This window comes from Pseudomonas sp. FP1740, from assembly GCF_030687165.1.
Taxonomy (GTDB): domain Bacteria; phylum Pseudomonadota; class Gammaproteobacteria; order Pseudomonadales; family Pseudomonadaceae; genus Aquipseudomonas.
The window spans coordinates 5294357-5313426 of sequence record NZ_CP117461.1 but is presented as its reverse complement, the minus strand read 5'-3'; the positions used below and the strand labels follow the sequence as shown (position 1 = coordinate 5313426).

Sequence of the window (19070 nt, the reverse complement as noted above, 5' to 3'; positions counted from 1 at the left end):
CGACAATTGGTCGCGTCTACTGTCATTTCTGACAGTAGACGTTTGTCAGTAGATGCCGCTGAATACGGCTTATGGTTCACGGATTACCCCCGCACCGGACTCGTCGCAGCGGGGCTTTCAAGGAGTGTCACTGATGACGCACGAAATCCCTCGCCCCACGTTACAACTGGTCAACGGTTTGTTCACCCAGGAACGCAGCGCGGAACTGGGAAAATTGCAGGCGTTTATCCGTCAGGGCGGCAACGTTTTCGACCTGGTTGAACGCAGCGCCGGCCAGTTGTGCGCTGAGTTTGAACTTACGGTGCAAGAGGCCAGCCAATTGCTCAAATGCAGTTACAGCCTGGCGTTCAAACTGATCCGTGAGTACCGCGAACACCAGATGACCCGAAGCACCGGAAATGTGGTGGACACCCGCACCGGTCTGCAGGCGCTGGTTGATACCCCAAGGTTCGACGAGTTATTCGAGGTGGACACGGCCAAAAGTACGCCAGCCAATGCCATTGGCTCCACCGTTTCCCCGGTGGCCTACTTGATGTCGATCATTTCCTGGGCACAGCAGCTTGAGAGGACAGGCGATAACGACACAACAATCAGGCTGTTCGACCGCCGTCCAGACTTGCTTGAGCTGTTGATCGACGAAGCCGCCGTCAACAGTGAAGTCCCGATGCTGACTGTTGTTAACACGGTTCTGTCTTTCCATCTGGACAAAAACAAGCAGCGTGATGACGATGTCGATTCGTTGCTGCGCTCTACACGTTACCCCCATGAGCTGCCCTATGACCGTGCCTGGCGCAGCATAGATTACGCCGCCAGATCCAGAGACCCGACGTTGTCACTGGGCGCAATCGTTCGTGCAACGGACGGGGACTTTCCATACTTCATACGATCGTCTGCCAGCGGTAAACTCTCTGACACTGCCCTGCGCCTGGCCTTGGGGCTGGCACCGGGACAGCAGGCTCTGCTGCTCGAATCGGTATACCCGTTAAGTAAAACTCAGCAATCGCAGGATATTTCCTGGGTCAACCCGCGTTCACGCGAGGTGGTACCGCTGACGAAACTCCTTCCCGAGGCGTTTTACCAAGCCAACTTCGATTGCGATAACTACCGATACCTTTTGCCGCTAAAAAACTTCCTGCAAAAAACCCGACTCAAACGTGAGGGCGTCGAGCGACTGCTGTCGATCGGGGCGTTTGCCCCGAGGTTGTCACCCAATGCGCCCGCCGAGCGCAAGGGACTGAATCCGGATCTACCGATAGACGATAACAACCCCGTGCAGCCCACGACACCGAAAGATTTCGGCTCGGTGTTTATCAACGAGGGAATGGAGCCGCCGATAGGGCTGGAGCGCGCGACGGAAGGGGAGAACAAGGGGCAGTTTACGCTGACCAATATTGATGAGAAGAACCAGCGTCGCTTCGACCGTATCAACCGCATGGTTCGCCTTAACCAATGGCTTGAGCTCAACCCTCATGAAACTGATCAATTGGTCATCGCGGCCATAATGCCAGAGGTTCGTCAGCGCCAGAGCGCAAGTATCGAGATATCCGAGAACACGCTGCGGGCCTTGGGGTTGTTTCAAGAGTTACGCACCCATTACGGAATCAGTGCTGAAGATGGTGCCGCCATTCTGAATGTCATTTCGGCGTATGAACATGGTAATACGTTGTCCCATTTTGACCGTGTCTTCAACGCCCAATCGCTGTTCCAGACGCCTTTGCAAGTTGACGACGTTGAATTCTCGGTGTTTCCGGTCAACGCCGAAGACCAGCGCACGGCAGATCATCTGTGCTCGGCGCTGGGCATTGACTTCGACACCTATCTCTACATAGCCGTGCAGATTGCGGCGGCTCATAGCCCGACCCTTGAAAAGCCTGACCCGACCCTTGAAAGGCCTGACCTGACCCTCAAACGCAGTCTCTCGGTCTTTTCCAGTTTTTATCGGTTGGTTCGTTTTCCAAGGTTACTGGGAATCAGCCCGCTTGAAGGCATGGCGCTGCTCACATTGCTGGATTCGCGAAATAATGGCTGGCTTGCCCGGTTGGCTGGGCCTACGCATATCGCCATGTACCAGTCCGACGAGCAGAGCGATGTACTGAGCATCCTTCATGCCGGTATGTCGCTGGTGCAATGGTGCCAGCGTAATGAACTGTCGCCCAAATGGCTCATTCATCACGTCAGCGACCCTATTGTTCCGGTGGTGGCAGGCGACCCGGAATTGGAGTTGCTGATGCAATTGAGTGCGCAATTGCAACCGGTACGCATGACCGAGGTGATGTTGCTGGACGCCAGTGTACCGCCTGATTCTTCCGGACTTGGATGGATGAAACAGCTGGAAACGGTAGTGGATGGCGAGGGGCTGATCATCGGTATCAGTGATCGGTCGGATGCCGACTATATGCAGTGGGTTCGCGCCGAAATCACGGTCATTGTCGATGGCCTTATTGAATTGGTAACAGATCGGCCCTGGATTATCGAAGCGATTTTGACCGTGGTGCTGCGCGCCCGGGCCGGGCAACGTGCACTGGTGCAGGAAAGTTTTGCCGTGTATTTGCAACTGCCCTCTGATCTGGCGTTGCCAGTGATCGTATGGTCGGGCGGCTATGTCTATCAGTTGCTGAGCCAGGCGCTTAAAGCCATTGCCCGGCCGGAGGCAATGGCGATCCGTCTGCTGGGTTGGTCAAAGGCAGATCCGTCGGAGCAAGACTCCGAGCAGCGCGAGTTTTTGCGATTACTCGTGGAGTTGCAGCGGCGTAGTGAGGTGGCAAGGGAGCTCAAGCTCAGTTCGGCAATGCTCATCTCGTATCTGGAAAACTCAAGTTGGTTTGGTATCGAGGATGTGAGGGAGCTCTCACTGACAACGGTGTTTTACCTGACGTTGTATGGCCGTGCGGTCAAGCTGGCTAAACAGCCCGCCCAAAAGCTTCTCGATTACCTTAAGCAGGTGAATCAGGAACTGGGTGAAATTTCCGAGGATGAAGAAGCCTTGGTGCGTGATGCCGCAGCCGCTCTGCTGGCAGGTTTTTTTGGCTGCGGGATCAAGGAAGTCCTGGCTTGCGCCATTCACGCCAATCCACCCGGGGAGGATGATACGCGAGCACCACTACCGCTGATCCGCAACCTCAAGCAATTGGCGTTGTTGCTGCGCATGCTGGAAACCCGTGACCAGACGGGCCTGGATTTCGATGCGCTGTTGATGCTGGGCAAACTGACACCCGTAGACAGTGATGCTACCTACCGGGCTGCCGCACAACGCGCCCTGGAAAGCCTGTCCGAAACCTCGATCGCCAGTTCGGGTGAGGAGGCAAGCGAGCTCGGGCAAAGCCTTAATGTGGTGTGCGAGGTGGATCGCGAAAAACTGGTGGCCAACGTGCCGAATCACGCCACGTTTACCCTCACCCTGCGCGATTACACCGGCAAGCTGTTGAAGTATGTGCAGGTGAGATGGTCGCACACCGGTGAAGGCGTGCTCATGGATCCGCTGACCCGTACCGACCAGAACGGTAAAGTCAAGGCCCGATTGTTGGCGGGCAGCAAGATGGGTATTGCCCATGTCTCTTACCGCTTGTCATTGCGTGAGGAAGTTGCTGCAGCTTCGGTGTTGATTGATTGTGACGATAAGCTCAGAGCACTGACCTCCAGCATGAGCGTTGAACCCAAGCGCAATCTGCTGGCCGGGGAGAAAGAGTTCGCCACCCTGAAGGTCCGGTTCATCGATGACTATGGCAACGTGGCCAGGGGTAAGCAGATCAATTGGACCACTACTCTGGGCACCCTCAGACCTAATCCAAATTTCACTGACCAGACCGGTCTCGCTACCGTCCTGCTCAACAGTGACCTGGAGGGGCCGGCGATTGTGACAGCGCGGTATGTCGAGGGCGGGGAGGGAGCACAGTTCGACCCGGTCAATTTTGTCGACGAGCCGCAGATCAAGGCGCTGATGGCCACAACGCAAGCGGTTGTCGGTCAGACGTTGACGATCATGTGTGAATTGATCGGGTTGAATGGCAAGCCATTACCCGGCCAGGAAGTAACGTTTAGCGCCGGGGACGAAAGGACCAAAAAGTCCATCACTGATGCTGATGGCAAGGCGTATTGGGACGTTCCTGAACTGGCTGAGGGGTTGTTGCAGGTCACCGCCGTGGTCGGTACGGCCGGGCAGAATCAAACCCTGGAACTTTGGGTCGCGGCGCAAGTATTGATCTCGGATTTTGCCGAGAAATGGCTAGTGCCGGTTGCCGATTCCACGGAGGCGAGCGAGATCTGGATCAAACTCAGTGACAAGCTTGATTCCGGCCAACCCATTGCCCTCTATCCCGTCGACTGGAGTCTGGAGCGACTTTTGCCGGCTCCGAAACATAAAACTGCGATCACAATCCCGACTGACCAGACCGGCCGATCCACCTTCATGTTCATGCCAGGGGTTGTCGGCAAGTACAAGCTTACGGCGGAGGTTCAATGGGGAGTTGACTTTAATGGGGTTAAGGAGTTTGAACTCAATGTATTGCCGGCGTTTGAGTGGAAAGTAGACCTGATCAGTAACCCCGACCAGCCCGACAAAATCACGACTCCGGTGGTGCCCGGCACAGGTGAATTGGAGTTGTCCGCCGACGTTAACTACAGACTCGAGATTTCGCCCATCAGTGAGCCGCTGAAGGGGGGCGAAGCCATCCTCGGATGGACACAGGCTGAAGGCAGCAGTGCGGCGACAGTGGGACTGGCCTTCACCCCAAGATTGGCCCAGCCCACCGTTTTTCCTGACGGTGACGTGCCTTTGACATGGGAAATTGCCTGCGACGCCCGCAATGATCGGACGTTCGGCCTGGTGCTCTCCTGTCCGCTGGTTAACAGGCCCTTGGTCTTGAAGGGCAAGGTGCTTAAAAAACTGCCCGCTAGCCATGTACCCATGACATCGCAAGCACGATGACCGGCACCCAGGTGCCCGGTTACGGCAGTCGCCCCCATCACGACAGGAGTTGAATCATGGCAACGCTTTTTGTCAACACGCTGGAAGCAGAACTAGCCAAAGCCCAAGCGGCTCTGGCGCGCAATACACGCCTGATCAAGTATCCCGAAGGTGTGGCGCCGCAATCAAATGAGGACTTGCAAGAGTACCTGGGTATTGACCCACAGAGTTCCGCCGACGTTCGCACCACTCAGGTTGCGCAGGCGACTGCCACTGTGCAGGACTACATCAACCGCATTTACAACGGTATGGAGCCGGGCTATGACAGATCATTTGACCCGGAACAGTTGGAGTACTGGCAGAACGTCGAGGGGGTGTCGAGCCGGTGGTATGCCAACCAGATGATCAAGGACTATCCGGAGAACTACATCGATCCAGCGCTTCGGATCAAGCGCACCCGGCTGTTCCGAACTTTTGAAGACAACCTGAACCAGACGCGCCTGACCGAAGATTCGGTGCACGCCTGCATCAAAGAGTACTTGCGCGGTTTTCAGGAAATCAGCGACCTGGAAGTTATCAGTGGTTACGTTGACAGTGACCAGTTCAAGCGGGCCACTTATTACTTCATCAGTAAGGAAAGAATCGAGCCCTTTCGCCACTTCTGGCGTAAGGCCGACATCGACCTTTCGCAACCTCAGGATTTTGTGAACCCCACGGCCTGGAGCGAGTGGGAACTAATCAACATTCCTCCGTCCGATCGAATGCTCGATATCCGGCCGGTGTTCTGGGGGGGGCGGCTATTCGTGGTCTGGGCCGACTGGCGTAAACCCCTGAGGGATCAGGCCAATGCAGTCGTCAGCGATGGCGTTTTGAAGATTCAGGCGTCCTATCTGACTCTGAATGGAGAATGGTCCGTACCGTTTGTGCTCAACGAGGTGCCTCGTGCCGAGCCGTTCGATGAGAAGGGCGGTCGGTTGGTGGCCGTGGTATTCGCTGAGTTGGACGCCAGGGAAAACAAGCTGGCGGTTTACTTTACCAATCGCGCCTCCGCAACGCTGATCGATGAACCGCTACTCGATATTTACGACACCCGCGATACGCTGATGCGCAAACGGACGGTTGAAGAACAAGCGCTCCTGGAAATGGCGACAAGTCGCTTCAAAGACCCTTTGACCTTGCAATACAAAATCATGCCGGGGGATCGACCCTCGACTTCGATTGAGCGCATAGTCGGCGACAGTGGTGAAGAGGTGGGCGATTTCAATGATTCCCTGGGGTTGGAGGCGGTCCTTTCCCGGGAACTGGTTGGCGGTGTTTCCAAGGAGGTTTTGCGGGTCAGGGGAACTTGCAGTTACATAGCGGCGCCGATGACCAACGCTCGCTTCACACTGACGTTTACCGCTAATGCAGAACCGGGCGATCCGGAGGATCAAGTGACAGACCTGGCGCTGGACGGTAATGCGCGCACGGAATGGATGGTCATCGTTCGCGATCCGTTTCCCATTGATGCCGGTATACCCTTCCGCTTTGCTATTGCAAAGCCCGAAGGCACGAGCCTTAGGCCAAGTGCTAACGTTTACGCAGTTGAAAAACATCAAGACAGACCCATCTACCAAATCCCCAAACTGCGCAACAGTGCAGGCAACGCGGCGCAGTTTCTGGATTTCAACGATTCTGTTAGCGGGCAAAGTTTTCAATACACGCGGCTGAATACCGTGATTGGCCCGCAATTAATTGCGCGAGCTGAAATTTCGGTAGACAGCGTGCTGAGCTGGTCGACGCAACACCTCCCGGAACCGGGCTGGCCGGGTACAAAACCAGAAGGTAACGGACCGTTTGAAGGCAGTAACGGTTTGTACATGTGGGAGCTGTTCTTTCATGTTGTTCATCTGGTGGTGTCCCGCTTGCGAAGCGAGGGTCGATTCGGCGAAGCCCAGCGCTGGATTAATTACATTTTCGATCCGGCGCTCAAGGCACAAACGTTCGATGAAACAGACCGTGATGTACCCGAGGCCCCCAAGTACTGGCGCTGTCGACCCCTGATGGACAAAGGTGATATCGCCCATGAGCTGGCCAAGCCCAATGACCCGGATGGGATTGCCTATGGCACGCCCAAACACTATCGGATTGCCATATTCATGGAGTATGTGCGCACGTTGGTTGAGTGGGGCGACTGGCTGTATCGGCAATTGAACCGGGATGACCTTGCCGCCGCGCAATTGCATTACCTGCGCGCACAGGCACTGATGGGCGAGGAGCCTGAGTTCGGCACGGCCAGTGACTGGGTTCCCCAACCGATCAAGGAGCTGCAGGTCAGGATGAGCGAGCGTGAAACGCTGCGCCAGTTCGAGCGACAGTACGTACTTGAACCCGGTGAATGGCCGCGAGGCTCGACATCCCGGCCCTATCTGGCGGCGCTCGGTGTCGAGGGTTTTCGCACGCCCATCAACCAGAAATTGCTGGACACCTATGAGGGCATCCGTCAACGACTGTTCAACTTGCGGCATGAGCTGACGATTGATGGTAAACCGCTTGCTCTACCACGCTACAGCCCGGCGGCCGATCCGCGGCAATTGTTGTTAGCCCAGGCGCCGGGGGCTGCCGGCCTTACGCGGCGCATGGGGGCACAACTGGTGGTCCCACCGTATCGCTTCAAGGTCATGCTCGACCTGGCCCTGAGTGCGCTGGAAACCCACTCCCGTTTTGGTGAGTTGTTACGCCAGCATCTGGACAAACGTGATAGTGGCCGGCAGGAGGAGCTGCACCAGTTGCAATTAAATGAATTGGGCAACTTTGCCATTACGATGCAAACAGAAACCATCAATCAGCTGATCGAGGCCAGGACGGCTCTGGTGCGCAGCAGGGCGGTGGCGCTGGCGCGGGTCGAACATTTTGAGCAGTTGTCCAAGGAGAATGTCTCGGCGGGCGAGTATCGGGTGATGGATCAAATCCAGGACGCGAATACTGCTGCATCCGGATCGAGTGCGGCGATGGCCGTTGCTGCGGCACTGGATGCTTTCCCCAACGTGTATGGCACATCAACCGGGGGCATGCAGTTCAGCGCGTTTCCGCGATCACTGGGGATGATGACTCAAATCATGTCCGACGGCATGCGGATGAACGCTGAGCGCCTGTCCAGATCCGAAGAATACCGTCGCCGTCAGCAGGACTGGAATCTCAACAGCAAGCAGGGCCGCCTCGAGCTGGAGGCGTATGACCAACAACTGGCGGCCCAGGATCACGCGATCAAGGCCGCGCAGGCGAGCCTGAGACACACTGAAACCGTCAATGCTCATATACAAGCGATGTACGCCTTCTTGAAGCAGGAACGCGACATCTCCGTGGACTTCAGTGGCTGGATGGTCGGCCAGATGAAGAACCTGTATTTCCCGGCCCATGATGCTGTGGTCTCGCTTTGCCAGACAGCTGAAACCTGCATGCGCTACGAAACCGGTGACTACGAGAGCAACCCGTTCATCCGCTCCGACGTCTGGCAGGAGAAATACCATGGATTGACGGCTTCCGAGTTCTTGAAGCTTGATCTGTTACTCATGTTGGCCGAATACCATAAACGACATGAGCGCCGGCTGGAGCTGGTCAAGACGATTTCTCTCAAGCACTTGTTCGACAACCAGGATCTCTATGGCGAGCAGAAACATGACAGTTGGAATACAGCGTTGTCGGCTCTCATTGAGGGGGGGAGCCTGGCCTTCACCCTTGCGCAAAGGCTATTCGACCACGACTTTCCGGGGCATTTCTGCAGACAAATCCTGTCAGTCAGCATTTCGCTGCCTGTAACAAGGGGCCCGTATCAGGATATGCAGGCCATCCTGTTGCAGACCGGCAGTCACACGTTGACTCAGGCCAGAGAGGCATCGTTGGAGTTCATGTACGGCGTCGTGGGCGCCAGCGCCGGTCCGGATATCAAGGTCAATGTGCGCTCCAGTCAGCAGATCGGTATATCCAGTGGCCTTAATGATACGGGCATGGTCGAGATGAACTTCAACAACGACCGCTACTTCCCCTTTGAATGCACTGGCGCGATATCGACTTGGATATTGAGATTCCCTCGACCTACGAGGCCATCGCAGCGGGAATTGTTGCTGTCCTTGACGGACGTCATTGTGAAGGTCAGCTACATGGCCAAGGACGCAGGGAGTGAGAGTGATTATGCCAAGTTGGCTCAAAAGATGGTCGAACCACCGGCCAATCCTTGAAAAAGCTTCCGGCGCGCCAGGACGACAGGTGAAGTACTGATGGCGCTCCCCCCAATGATCAAAAGGATCAAATCATGCGTAAGCGGGATGAAAGAAAAGGTGCAGACCTGATCGAAGAGGGCACATTCGAAAAACCACTTGGCGGTTCCTGGAAAAGAGGGGAGGCGCCTCACGATAAAGCGGTGATCGGCAGACCTTCATACGAGGGGAAGGAGATCAGCACCGGAAGGATGCAGAACGATGCCTGGCTCGAGCAGGTATTTACACTGCCGAAGCCCCGAGGTGCGGATGCCAGGTATCACCTGACCTTCGACTACCAGACCACAAAACGGGACAGCTGGTATCAGATAGCACGCGATGGCGTCTGGGGAGATCAAACGCCGCTTAGGTGGGATGGTAGTCGTGAGGAACCGACCCCCCTGGACTTCGAACCCACTCCAGGGGCTCAGGACCTCGCGCCAACCGTTGATGATGCGCAACTGGGCATTCGTTTCGGTTACCCGGCTACTTCCGATATGGATGCCGGTACGCTGGATGTCACTAATGTCAGCGTTCGGCTTTATCTCGGGACGTTGGCGCTTCGTGGGCTGAAGATCGATGATCAGGAGTTTGACGGTGAGCCTTTTCTTTACCTGTGCAAGGGCGCCGCAGGGCCAGACGCTCATGAGTTCAAGTTGTTGGTTGCCGAAGGCAACGTATGGAACGGTACAGAAGTCTCCCTGCAGAAAGAAGTGACCGCCCCACCGCCGTCGGATTTGATACTCCGCCCCGGGCTGGGTGAGTTGCAGATGATTGAAGACGTCTGGTTGCTGGATGTCTTCGATTATTTGGCAAACGACGACTTCAAGTTGCTGGTCGAAAGCAAGTGGGATGCAGAACCCCATGAGGTCCTTTTTTCCATCGGTGATCACCGGGTCGTGGTCGCCGCTGAATTTGCTCCTGCGTTCGACCCGATCGTGAACGAGCAAAGCGTAGAGATCGGGGTGAAGGTCGCTTCCTACTACACCCATCAGCTTCTTGCCGAGCGTGAGATGACGTTCGATGGCGAATCAGCCGTTACAGATGCCAACGGCGAGGCTTTCTTTGATTACTCACCGAAAAACGCTGGCCTCCAGCAAATCGAAGTACTGATTGACAGCCTCTATCTTGTGAGCGGCAAGTATCGGCATTTAATGGATGTCAAAGTACTCAGCAGTAACCCCTGGAATGACGCGCAGATTTCTCTTGGGGGGGGCAATGCGTTTCCCCTGGGAGAGAAAAAAGGCTATCCGCATCGTGGCGAGCATGAATACAAAATTCGGGTAACGGCACCTGCAGGCAGCGGGTTGCTCGATTACCCGGTGAGGCTGTTCTGGGAGGGTATGTCCGCCGAGGACCTTCAGGTGACCGTAGATCCACCGTTGACACGCTATGTGCCTTGGGTAAATGGCGCCGTGGAGTGGACCGTCAACTGCGTTGACGCGTTGGACGGTGAGTGCCACATCGGGCTGCAAGCGGAGCGACTTCGTGATCACTCCGAACTGAACACGTTGTCATTGGCCTACAACAAGTTTGAAGTGGGTGAGCGTCGGGAGGCTAACAGGTCGCCGGTGCTTGATGAGGGGGAAAGTGTGCGTGTGAAGCTGCAGATACTGGCAGCCGGTTCAACTGAAGGTGCGAGGAACGTTGAGGTTGTTTGGGACACACCGTTCGGCAAAATCATCTCCCGTACGGGCCTCGAGGGCTGGGTGGAGCTGACTTACAAACCTGAAACGGAAGGCTCCGAGAAATTGATTGCGCGGGTCAAGAATCGTGATGATGACGATGAAGCGCAGATCGAGGAGTCGTTCAGTTTCACAGCGATCCGGAGTAATTCCTGGAATGAGCATGTCGAGCTGGTGCTGGAGCCGGATAACCGGCTCTCCTCCGAGGGCCCTCTGGACTTTTACTGCCTGCGTGGGAGCACTCTGACGCTGCGCATGAAACCCAAACCGGGAAGTCAATTGCTGGGTAAAAGGGTGGGGCTGCGTTGGCGAGGGACAAATCCCGGGTTGGGGCTGTCATTTTCTCCTCCCCTGGGTCAGACCTCTATTCTGGAAGAGGAAGGATTGGCATGGACGATGACTGCAGACCGTGGTGGCAGCGGTTGGTTGGAGCTTGATTTTTTCACTGACCCCGACATTCTCCTTCAGCCTTGGGAGCTGTCCGGGCGATTGATCGCACCGTATATCCTGGATGAGGGGGTGGCCGAGTTCGACTCAATGCTGATAACACAAGGGACGTCCTTTCCGAGTATGGGCGCCGTACACGCATTTCGGTTCATGCCCAATCCCCATGCGGCATTGTCAGGCCTGCACCTGCAACTGATCTTTCTTTCTGGTGAGATAGATCCTCGAACCCTTGGCATCAAATTTCGCGCGGATTTAGGCGAAGACGTAGCCATTGCCTTGCAGGGTACTGAATGGTTGATGGATTGCGTCGATTGTGAGAACTCAGCCGCGTTTCGACTGGATCTGGCATTAATAGTGGGAACGGAAAATTTTAATCTCGGATTTATGATGGCGTTGGGGCACAACCGTTTGAAATTCACAGACGCCCGCGAGGCCACGATTCATCCTGTCATCGAGCTGGATGAGGCCGCGTATGTTTCGCACCGCGTGTGCTCGCACTACACGGGGGAGCCGGTGGGCGGGGTTCCGATCACTTATCGATACCGGGGGGACGAGCACGTGGTCCTCAGCAGAGCAGACGGCTGGGCACCTTATGCGTGCCAGCCAAGGGACCTTGAAGATAACGTCGTCGAAGCCAGCCTGCTCAACCGCTACGACTACACCCACGAGAAGGTTGAAAGCAACTTGACTGTGCTGGAATCTGATCCTTGGGTTAATGTGATTATTCGGGCAACAGAGGATGCTGATCAGGGCAAGCTTGGGGAGAAATCCTTGTTTCCTCGCCGTGGTTCTTCCGCCGAATATTTGATTGCACCAAGTACCATAAACCATCCGGTGCTTGAACAAGACGTCCGATTAGGGTGTACGGGAACTCCGCTAAGGGAGATGGGATCCACCCCTCAATTTACCGTTGGCGCTCCCCGGAAAATGCCAATGGGCGGGCTGTCGTACCAGTTTTCATTCGGTAACGTGAAAGACGGCAGTTTTGGCTTGTTTGTAGCAGCCCACAACCTGCTCAAATTGTCACCGGTGAACCCGATGTCATTGGGCAATTACTCCAATGAAGAGGTGGACAAGGGTTAAAGTACCCCGGCCTTCTTCCACCCCAAATACCGTGTCACCAACTCGGCCCCCAACTCTTGGGGCCGAGCATCCACCACCGGCACTCCATGAGCACTCAACCGCTCATGGAGCTGCGCCCGGTCATTCAAATAATCCACCGTCCCACAATAGGTCAGCGCCTCTGGCAAGGTTTGCACCGGCGTTTGCCGCAGGCTGTCGAGCAAGTCTTCGCGCAGGCTCGCCACTAGCACCCGATGCAGTTTGCTCAGGCGTTTGACGGCGGTCAGCAGTTCTTCATCGTCTTCATCCCGCAGGTTAGTCACCAGCACCACCAGTGCCCGGCGTTTTTGTCGGGCCAGTAGTTGCGTGACGGCGGCCTGGTAGTCGGCCGGGCGTTGGGTGCTGTCGAGGTCGTAGACACTGTTGAGCAACACGTTGAGCTGGCCTGTGCCCTTGACCGGGGCAAGGTAGTGCGGATGGTTGCTGGCGAAGGTGCTCAAGCCCACCGCGTCGCCCTGGCGCAACGCGATGTAGCTGAGCAACAGGCAGGCATTGAGAGCGTGATCGAAATGCGCGAGTTCACCGTCCTGGCTGCGCATGCGGCGGCCGCAGTCGAGCATGAAGATGATTTGCTGGTCGCGCTCGTCCTGGTACTCGCGGGCGATGGGGGTGCGTTGGCGGGCGGTGGCTTTCCAGTCGATCTGGCGCAGACTGTCGCCTTCGCGGAATTCGCGCAGTTGATGGAATTCCAGGCCCAGGCCGCGACGTTGGCGCTGGCGTACGCCGAGTTGGCTGAGCCAATTGTCCACCGCCAGCAACTGGCCGCCGTAGAGGCGGGCGAAGTCGGGGTAGACGCGGGTGGTGTCGGGTATGTTGAGCAGGCGTTTGTCGGACCACAACCCCATGGGGCTCGGCAGGTTGATTTCGCAGTATTCGAAGCTGAAATGGCCGCGCATGAGCGGGCGCAGGCGGTAGCTGATCTGGCTCTGTTGGCCGGGTTGCAGTTCGACCGACAGGGGCAGGTTTTCGAAGCTCAGGCCGTCGGGTACGTGGTCGAAGATCTGAGTGTTCAGTGGTTGGGTAAAATCATGCTCGACCTCCAATCGCACGTCGCTCCATCGACCGAGCGCCAGGCTGCCGGGCATTTGTCGCTGGAGGCGCGGTGAGGGCAAACGCTTGAGGCGAATGGCGTCGAGTATCGCCAGGGTCAGCAGCGCCAGCAGCAATCCCCAGTTGATCGACAACAGGGTTGATGGAACGTCGAACTCCAAAGGCCGCAAGGTGCCCAGCACGATGCCAATGGCGAGCAGGATGGCAAGCCAGATCAGCAGTAGGCGCGAGGGTTTCACAGGCGTGGCGCCGGCACTTGGTCGAGCAGTTGCTTGAGCACCTGATCGACGTCCAGCCCTTCGATGTCCAGCTCCGGGGCAATCCGCACGCGGTGACGCAGTACCGCCAGGGCGCAACCTTTGATGTCGTCGGGAATCACGAACTCGCCCCCGCGCAACAAGGCGCGGGCCCGGGCGCAACGTGCCAGGGCGATGGAGGCGCGAGGCCCGGCGCCGAGGGTCAAACCCGGCCAGGTGCGGGTGGTGCGGGCCAGGCGCACGGCGTAATCGAGCACCTGATCGTCCAGCGGCAGATCACTGGCAATGCGCTGCAAGGCCAGTACGTCCTTGGCTTGCAACACGGTGCGCAGCGGTTGTACATCGAGCATGTCGGCGCGGGTCGAGCGGCTGACCTGACGCACCATGTCCAATTCCTGATCGGCCTCGGGGTAGTCCATGCGCACCTTGAGCATGAAGCGGTCGAGTTCGGCTTCGGGTAACGGGTAAGTGCCTTCCTGTTCGATCGGGTTTTGCGTGGCCAGCACCATGAACGGTTGGGCGATGGGCAGGGCGCGGCCTTCGAGGGTGACCTGGCGTTCCTGCATGGCTTCGAGCAACGCGGCCTGGGTTTTTGCCGGGGCGCGGTTGATTTCATCGGCCAGCAGCAGGTTGGTGAACAACGGGCCTTTGCGCAGTTTGAATTGCTCGGTTTGCAGGTCGTACACCGCGTGCCCGGTGACGTCGCTGGGCATCAGGTCCGGGGTGAACTGGATGCGGGCGTATTCGCCACCGAAGCAACGGGCGAGGGCGCGCACCAGCAACGTCTTGCCCAACCCCGGCACGCCTTCGAGCAGCACATGGCCGCCGGCGATCAGGGCGGTGAGCACATCGTCGATCACGGTGTTCTGGCCAATCACCGCTTTTTGCAGTTCTGTTCTTATCGCCTGGGCCAACTGGCTGGCGCGCTGGCGCTGCTGGGCGGCGTGGGTCTGGGTGCCGGGCTCGATCTGTTCACTCATAAGGCGTTCCTCAAGGTTTGCAGGTGGGCGACCTGACGGCTGAATTCAGCGCTGGACAGCCGCTGTTTCGGTCGCGGGCTCATGGCCTGGCTGATGGCGCGTGTGGGGTGGCCGGTCAGGCGTGCGAGCACCAGCCATTGTTCGGCGACGCCGAGTTGTTCAAAACCGGGATGACGGTGGCGGACACGACGCAGGATGTCTTGCTGCAAGGCGTGCAACAGGCTGTGCTGACCGCTGCGGCGCAGCATGAAATCGGCGCTGGCGCGCAGGTGTTCCTGAAGATGCCGACGCGCCCTTGGGGCCGGCTCCAGCAACGGGCCGCTGCGCACGCCAACGTGCCAGAAACCCAAAGCGATCAAGGCGATCAGGGCCACCAGGGCTTGGGGAAAGTAACGCCACAACAAGGTCAGCAGACTGTCGTGCTCGGTATTGAACAGCAGGGTCACATCGGTGTCGGCCGTCAGGTACCACAGCAGCCAGGCGTTGTCGTACTGGTTGATGGCCGGGGTTTTCCAGAGGTCGGCGTCGGTGACCACGGTGATCGAACCCAGCCCGTGGCTCAGCTGCATCATATGCGTGGCCTTGCCACTGTTGGCCCAGGCCTGGGCGAGGTTTTTCGGGTCGTCGAGGTGGAACGCGGTATCGAAGCTGAAGTAGGCCGGCGCCTCTTCGTTTTCCAGATAGAGCTTGGTCAGTTTGGGGTAGGGATCATCGCGCAGATCGGGAGGCGAGTCCTTGAGGTCTTTGCTCAGGAACTGGTGCAACTGCACCCGGTCGAGCAGCAGGTCATTGCTTTGGCCGGTCTTTTCATCCCACAGGGCTTCGGCGACGAATAACAGGCGCCCACCGGCCCGGGTCCAGTTCAACACCTGATCCACCTGGCGCGGCGACATGTTGGACCGGTCGCCGAGCAACAACAGGCTGTGCTGACGCGGTTCGAGGGTCGGCAGGATGTCGAGGCTGTTGGCGTGGCTGACGGTCAGGCCCTGTTTGCGCAGAAAGTGCTCGGCGGCCAGGTAGGGATTGGCCTGGGCTTCAGGGGACGGGCCGTGTTCGATTTGTACCTGATAGGGCGTGGCCTTGAAATACAGGTAAACACTCAGCGCACCCAAGAGCACGACGATGAACCCGCCGACTGCCAGCCATGCCCTGCGGTTCAACGGACCGCTCCGGGGCCGAACAATGCGCGCCAGCCGTCACACAGTTCCTGTTGCAAATGCGCCGGTGGCAGGCGATGCCCGTAGGCCATGTTCTGCCAGTGTGCGGTCAGGTTTTTACTGAAGGCCAGCAACGCCGGTTGCTTCAATTGTTCAACGCGCTGAAGCACTTCGCCTTCGGTGTCGGCGGGCTTGAGCGTCATGTTGAAGTCGTTCAACAAGTGACTGAGTAGGGCGCGATAGAGCAAACCGAGGGCTTCACGCGGGTTGGTTTGCCAGAGGCTTTCGGCGCTGGCCGCGATATCGGCGGGCAGGGTTTCGCGGTTGAGGTCCAGGCCGAACGCCTGCTGCGGCAATGGTCGCGTCACTTTTCGGTTGAGCGCTGGCCGGCGGCTGACGAACGCCTGCAACCAGTCGCGGTAACGCCAGATCAACAGGCCAATGGCGCCGATCACCGCGCCCCACAGCAACACCTCGATCAGGTTGGCCAATGCGCCGAAACGTTGGCTGTTGAGCAAACTGAACAGCGCTTTCAGCCAGGCGGGTGTTTGACCACCGTGCGCGGTATCGTCGGCGGGCTTGTCTTCGCCGAACCGATAGCGGGTCACCGTTTCCTTGTTCTTGAACGGTGGCTGATCGAGGATGGCCTTGATGCTGTCTCGGGATGCCTGACTGGTCAGCGGTTGCTCCAACAGACGCGGGCTGTCCGGTGACATGCCCGGTTCGGCGGCCCAGACGCTTTGCCCCGTCGGCACCAGCACACACGCCGCCAGCAGCAGCGTGATGACTGCGCTGCTCAGGCGTTGGCGCAAGCGGCGGAACACCAGTTCGATGTCCCAGGCTTCCAGCCGTGTGCGCCGGTTCAGGTAAAGGCTGAAACCACAGGCGACATAAATCGGTTCCCAGACCACCAGCACCAGGGCGTAAAAAGCATTGGTCAGGTGTTCCAGCCAGCGCCAGTCTTGTGTGGCGGCGGCAATCAAGGTCTGCCAGCCCCAGTCGAGTTCGACCTGCAGCGGCAAGAGCATGTAGAACAGCACCATCAGGCCGATCCACAACGCGGTTTCCAGGTGCACGCCGATGATCGTCAGCCATTGCGCGGCACCGGCATTGCGCTGCAACAGCACGCGTAAACGCTGTTGTCGTGCTTCGCCCTCCAGCCCTTCGAGTTGCACCACCGGCATCAGAAAGCTGCGGCTCAGGCTCAGGCGGCGCCAGGTCAGGCTGGCCAGCAGTTGCGGCGGGAGCAGGCGCGGCCATTGGCGCAGGGCCTGTTTCAGCGTGGGTGTTTCGCCGAACATGGCTTTGGACAGGATGTACAGCGGCAGCCGATCGAATGCCGGTTTGAGCCACCAGAACAGGAACAGGGCGAGGGAGGGCGAATCCCACAGCATCAGGCTGAGCAAGGTAAAAATCGGTAGGGTCACGATCGCCCAACTGGTCATCAACAGGCGTCGATGGCGCTGACTCAGCAGCACCCCCAGGTCCATGGCTTCCCAGTTTGTGCGTGGGCGAATCACCGCAGTGGCGTCACTCAGGCGCATGGCGGGTCCGTCCGGCAAACAGCAGATAAGTCGCAACCAACACCCAGAGCGCTGCGCCGACCAGGTATTTGGTCAGCGGCGTGACTCCGGTCCGCGACGACCAGTAGGCTTCTATAAACGCGGCAATCAACAAAAACAGCATGACCCCGCAAATCAGCAACACGCTCTTGCTCGCCGCCACTCGCAGGGCTTCGGCGCGGGGCAAACGTCCCGGCGCGATCAACGCCCAGCCCAGTTGCAGGCCGGCGGCACCGGCCAGGGCAATGGCGCTCAGTTCGAAGGCGCCGTGCCCGATCACGAATGACCAGAAGGTTTGCCCGTAGCCGATGTGCGTCAGGTGCCCGGCCACCGCACCGATCATCAAGCCGTTGAAGAACAGGAAAAACGCGCTGCCCAGGCCAAACAGCAAACCGCTGGCGAAGGTCTGAAACGCGATGCCGATGTTGTGCATGATGTAGTAACCGAACATCTCCCAGTCTTCACTGGCCGCCCGTTCTGCCAAGCGCCCCAGATGACCGGCGACAGGGTCGTACATGCTTTGCATCTCACTGACCTGCTCGGCCGGGATCAGGTTGTAGACCAGTTCCGGGAACAGATACACCAGCAGCCCGATGCCAATCAGGCTGCCAAAAAAAATCAGGCTGGCGGCAAGCACGAAGCGCCATTGTTCGCGCACCAGTCGCGGGAAGTCGGCAAGGATGAAGCTCAGTACGTTGGCCCTCAGCCAACTGCGATGCCGATAAAGCTGTTGATGCCCGCGCAGCACCTGTTGCTGTAACGAGTCGACCAAAAAGCTGCTGTAACCACGCTCCTGAGCCAGGGCCAGGTGTTGGCAGAGTCGTCGATAATCGCTGGGGAAGCTGGCGACTCGCGAGGTTTCCTTGCCGCGTTCCAGCCGTTCGAGCATGAGTGCAAACTGCTCCCATTCGGTCTTGTGGCGGCTTTCGAATAGGCTTTGCTTCATGTCGGGCCCAACAGTCCGCGGGCGATGCCGTTGAGTTCGGCCACGGCCTGCGGCGCTGAAACGTGCAGCGGTTGCGCGAGTATCGAGGCGAGTTCGCTTGCCCGCGCCTCGGAGAGTTCACCCTGGCGCTCGGCAAACCCGAGGATGGCGCGTTGCTCGGTCAGCGTCAGCGCGAAAGCGGCACGGCGCGGCGGGGCATCGGGTAACTGCGGTCGGGTGAGCGGTTGTTCGCGGTAGATCACCAGCGTGCCGGCGGCCAGATCGCCGAGGCGTTTGAAGGTGGGATGTTGCAGGCAACTGATCGCCCCGAGGAAATAGCCAAACGGCAACATGTCGACAAATCGCAACAGGTTACGCAGCAAGGACGCCGACCAGCCGATGGGGGTGCCATCGTCGTGCACCACGCGCAACCCCATCCATTGCTTGCCCGGCGAGCGCCCCTGATTGAGCACCTCGAACAGCACCATGTACCACCAGCTCACCACGAACAGCAAAATCGAGCCAAGCCCCGCGCCAAGTTTGCCGAGGAACGCCAGCACCATGAACAGCAGGCCCAGGATCAACCCGCGCAGGCCCAGGTCGATGGTGAACGCCAGCGCACGGACCATCAACCCGGCCGGGCGCAGTGGCAAGTCGATGCCTTCGGGCGTTTCGACCTGATACCGCGTGTCCAGTGGCGGGGCCAGCGTTGCTTTCCGTGGCAGTGCTGTGGTCTCGAGCATGGGC

Annotated in this window: 9 protein-coding genes; 3 read left to right on the top strand and 6 right to left on the bottom strand. The window is 58.2% G+C overall.

From position 1 onward, the window contains the following. Nucleotides 1-133: 133 nt before the first annotated feature. The 3 genes from PSH69_RS23755 to PSH69_RS23745 all read left to right on the top strand — a co-directional run bounded on the left by PSH69_RS23755 (nt 134) and on the right by PSH69_RS23745 (nt 12353). Nucleotides 134-4924 (top strand): Tc toxin subunit A, encoded by a 4791-nt coding sequence (locus tag PSH69_RS23755; protein WP_305410004.1) that lies wholly within the window; start codon nt 134-136, stop codon nt 4922-4924. 56 nt (nt 4925-4980) lie between these two features. After that, nucleotides 4981-9120: a neuraminidase-like domain-containing protein gene (locus PSH69_RS23750; RefSeq protein ID WP_305410003.1), complete on the top strand. Its 4140-nt coding sequence runs from the start codon at nt 4981-4983 to the stop codon at nt 9118-9120. A 74-nt stretch (nt 9121-9194) separates the two neighbouring features. After that, complete coding sequence (locus PSH69_RS23745) at nt 9195-12353, top strand: hypothetical protein (RefSeq protein WP_305410002.1); 3159 nt, start codon at nt 9195-9197, stop codon at nt 12351-12353. Here PSH69_RS23745 and PSH69_RS23740 read toward each other — a convergent pair. The 6 genes from PSH69_RS23740 to PSH69_RS23715 are packed head-to-tail and all read right to left on the bottom strand — an operon-like array spanning nt 12350 to nt 19066. Next, nucleotides 12350-13681 carry a DUF58 domain-containing protein gene (locus PSH69_RS23740; protein ID WP_305410001.1) on the bottom strand — a complete coding sequence of 444 codons (1332 nt, stop codon included), beginning with the start codon at nt 13679-13681 and terminating at the stop codon, nt 12350-12352. The genes PSH69_RS23745 and PSH69_RS23740 overlap by 4 nt on opposite strands. Further along, nucleotides 13678-14679: a MoxR family ATPase gene (locus PSH69_RS23735; RefSeq protein ID WP_018926531.1), complete on the bottom strand. Its 1002-nt coding sequence runs from the start codon at nt 14677-14679 to the stop codon at nt 13678-13680. Before PSH69_RS23735 ends, PSH69_RS23740 begins: the two co-directional genes overlap by 4 nt. Continuing rightward, the gene (locus tag PSH69_RS23730) at nt 14676-15839 is read right to left on the bottom strand and encodes a DUF4350 domain-containing protein (RefSeq protein ID WP_305410000.1); all 1164 of its coding nucleotides are present in this window, start codon (nt 15837-15839) and stop codon (nt 14676-14678) included. The genes PSH69_RS23735 and PSH69_RS23730 overlap by 4 nt, the downstream gene beginning before the upstream one ends. After that, entirely contained in the window at nt 15836-17380 is a 1545-nt protein-coding gene (locus tag PSH69_RS23725; RefSeq protein WP_305409999.1) for a DUF4129 domain-containing protein, read from the bottom strand. Before PSH69_RS23725 ends, PSH69_RS23730 begins: the two co-directional genes overlap by 4 nt. Further along, nucleotides 17367-18344 carry a stage II sporulation protein M gene (locus PSH69_RS23720; RefSeq protein ID WP_305409998.1) on the bottom strand — a complete coding sequence of 326 codons (978 nt, stop codon included), beginning with the start codon at nt 18342-18344 and terminating at the stop codon, nt 17367-17369. The genes PSH69_RS23725 and PSH69_RS23720 overlap by 14 nt, the downstream gene beginning before the upstream one ends. Beyond that, nucleotides 18341-19066, bottom strand: a complete 726-nt coding sequence (locus tag PSH69_RS23715; RefSeq protein WP_019651415.1) for an RDD family protein — start codon at nt 19064-19066, stop codon at nt 18341-18343. The genes PSH69_RS23720 and PSH69_RS23715 overlap by 4 nt, the downstream gene beginning before the upstream one ends. Nucleotides 19067-19070: the final 4 nt, after the last annotated feature.

Excerpts from the sequence above, each read along its gene's own strand:
- PSH69_RS23755 (WP_305410004.1), top strand. The coding sequence starts at position 134 with ATGACGCACGAAATCCCTCGCCCCACGTTACAACTGGTCAACGGTTTG.
- PSH69_RS23750 (WP_305410003.1), top strand. The coding sequence starts at position 4,981 with ATGGCAACGCTTTTTGTCAACACGCTGGAAGCAGAACTAGCCAAAGCC.
- PSH69_RS23745 (WP_305410002.1), top strand. The coding sequence starts at position 9,195 with ATGCGTAAGCGGGATGAAAGAAAAGGTGCAGACCTGATCGAAGAGGGC.
- PSH69_RS23735 (WP_018926531.1), bottom strand. The coding sequence starts at position 14,679 with ATGAGTGAACAGATCGAGCCCGGCACCCAGACCCACGCCGCCCAGCAG.
- PSH69_RS23725 (WP_305409999.1), bottom strand. The coding sequence starts at position 17,380 with ATGCGCCTGAGTGACGCCACTGCGGTGATTCGCCCACGCACAAACTGG.
- PSH69_RS23720 (WP_305409998.1), bottom strand. The coding sequence starts at position 18,344 with ATGAAGCAAAGCCTATTCGAAAGCCGCCACAAGACCGAATGGGAGCAG.
- PSH69_RS23715 (WP_019651415.1), bottom strand. The coding sequence starts at position 19,066 with ATGCTCGAGACCACAGCACTGCCACGGAAAGCAACGCTGGCCCCGCCA.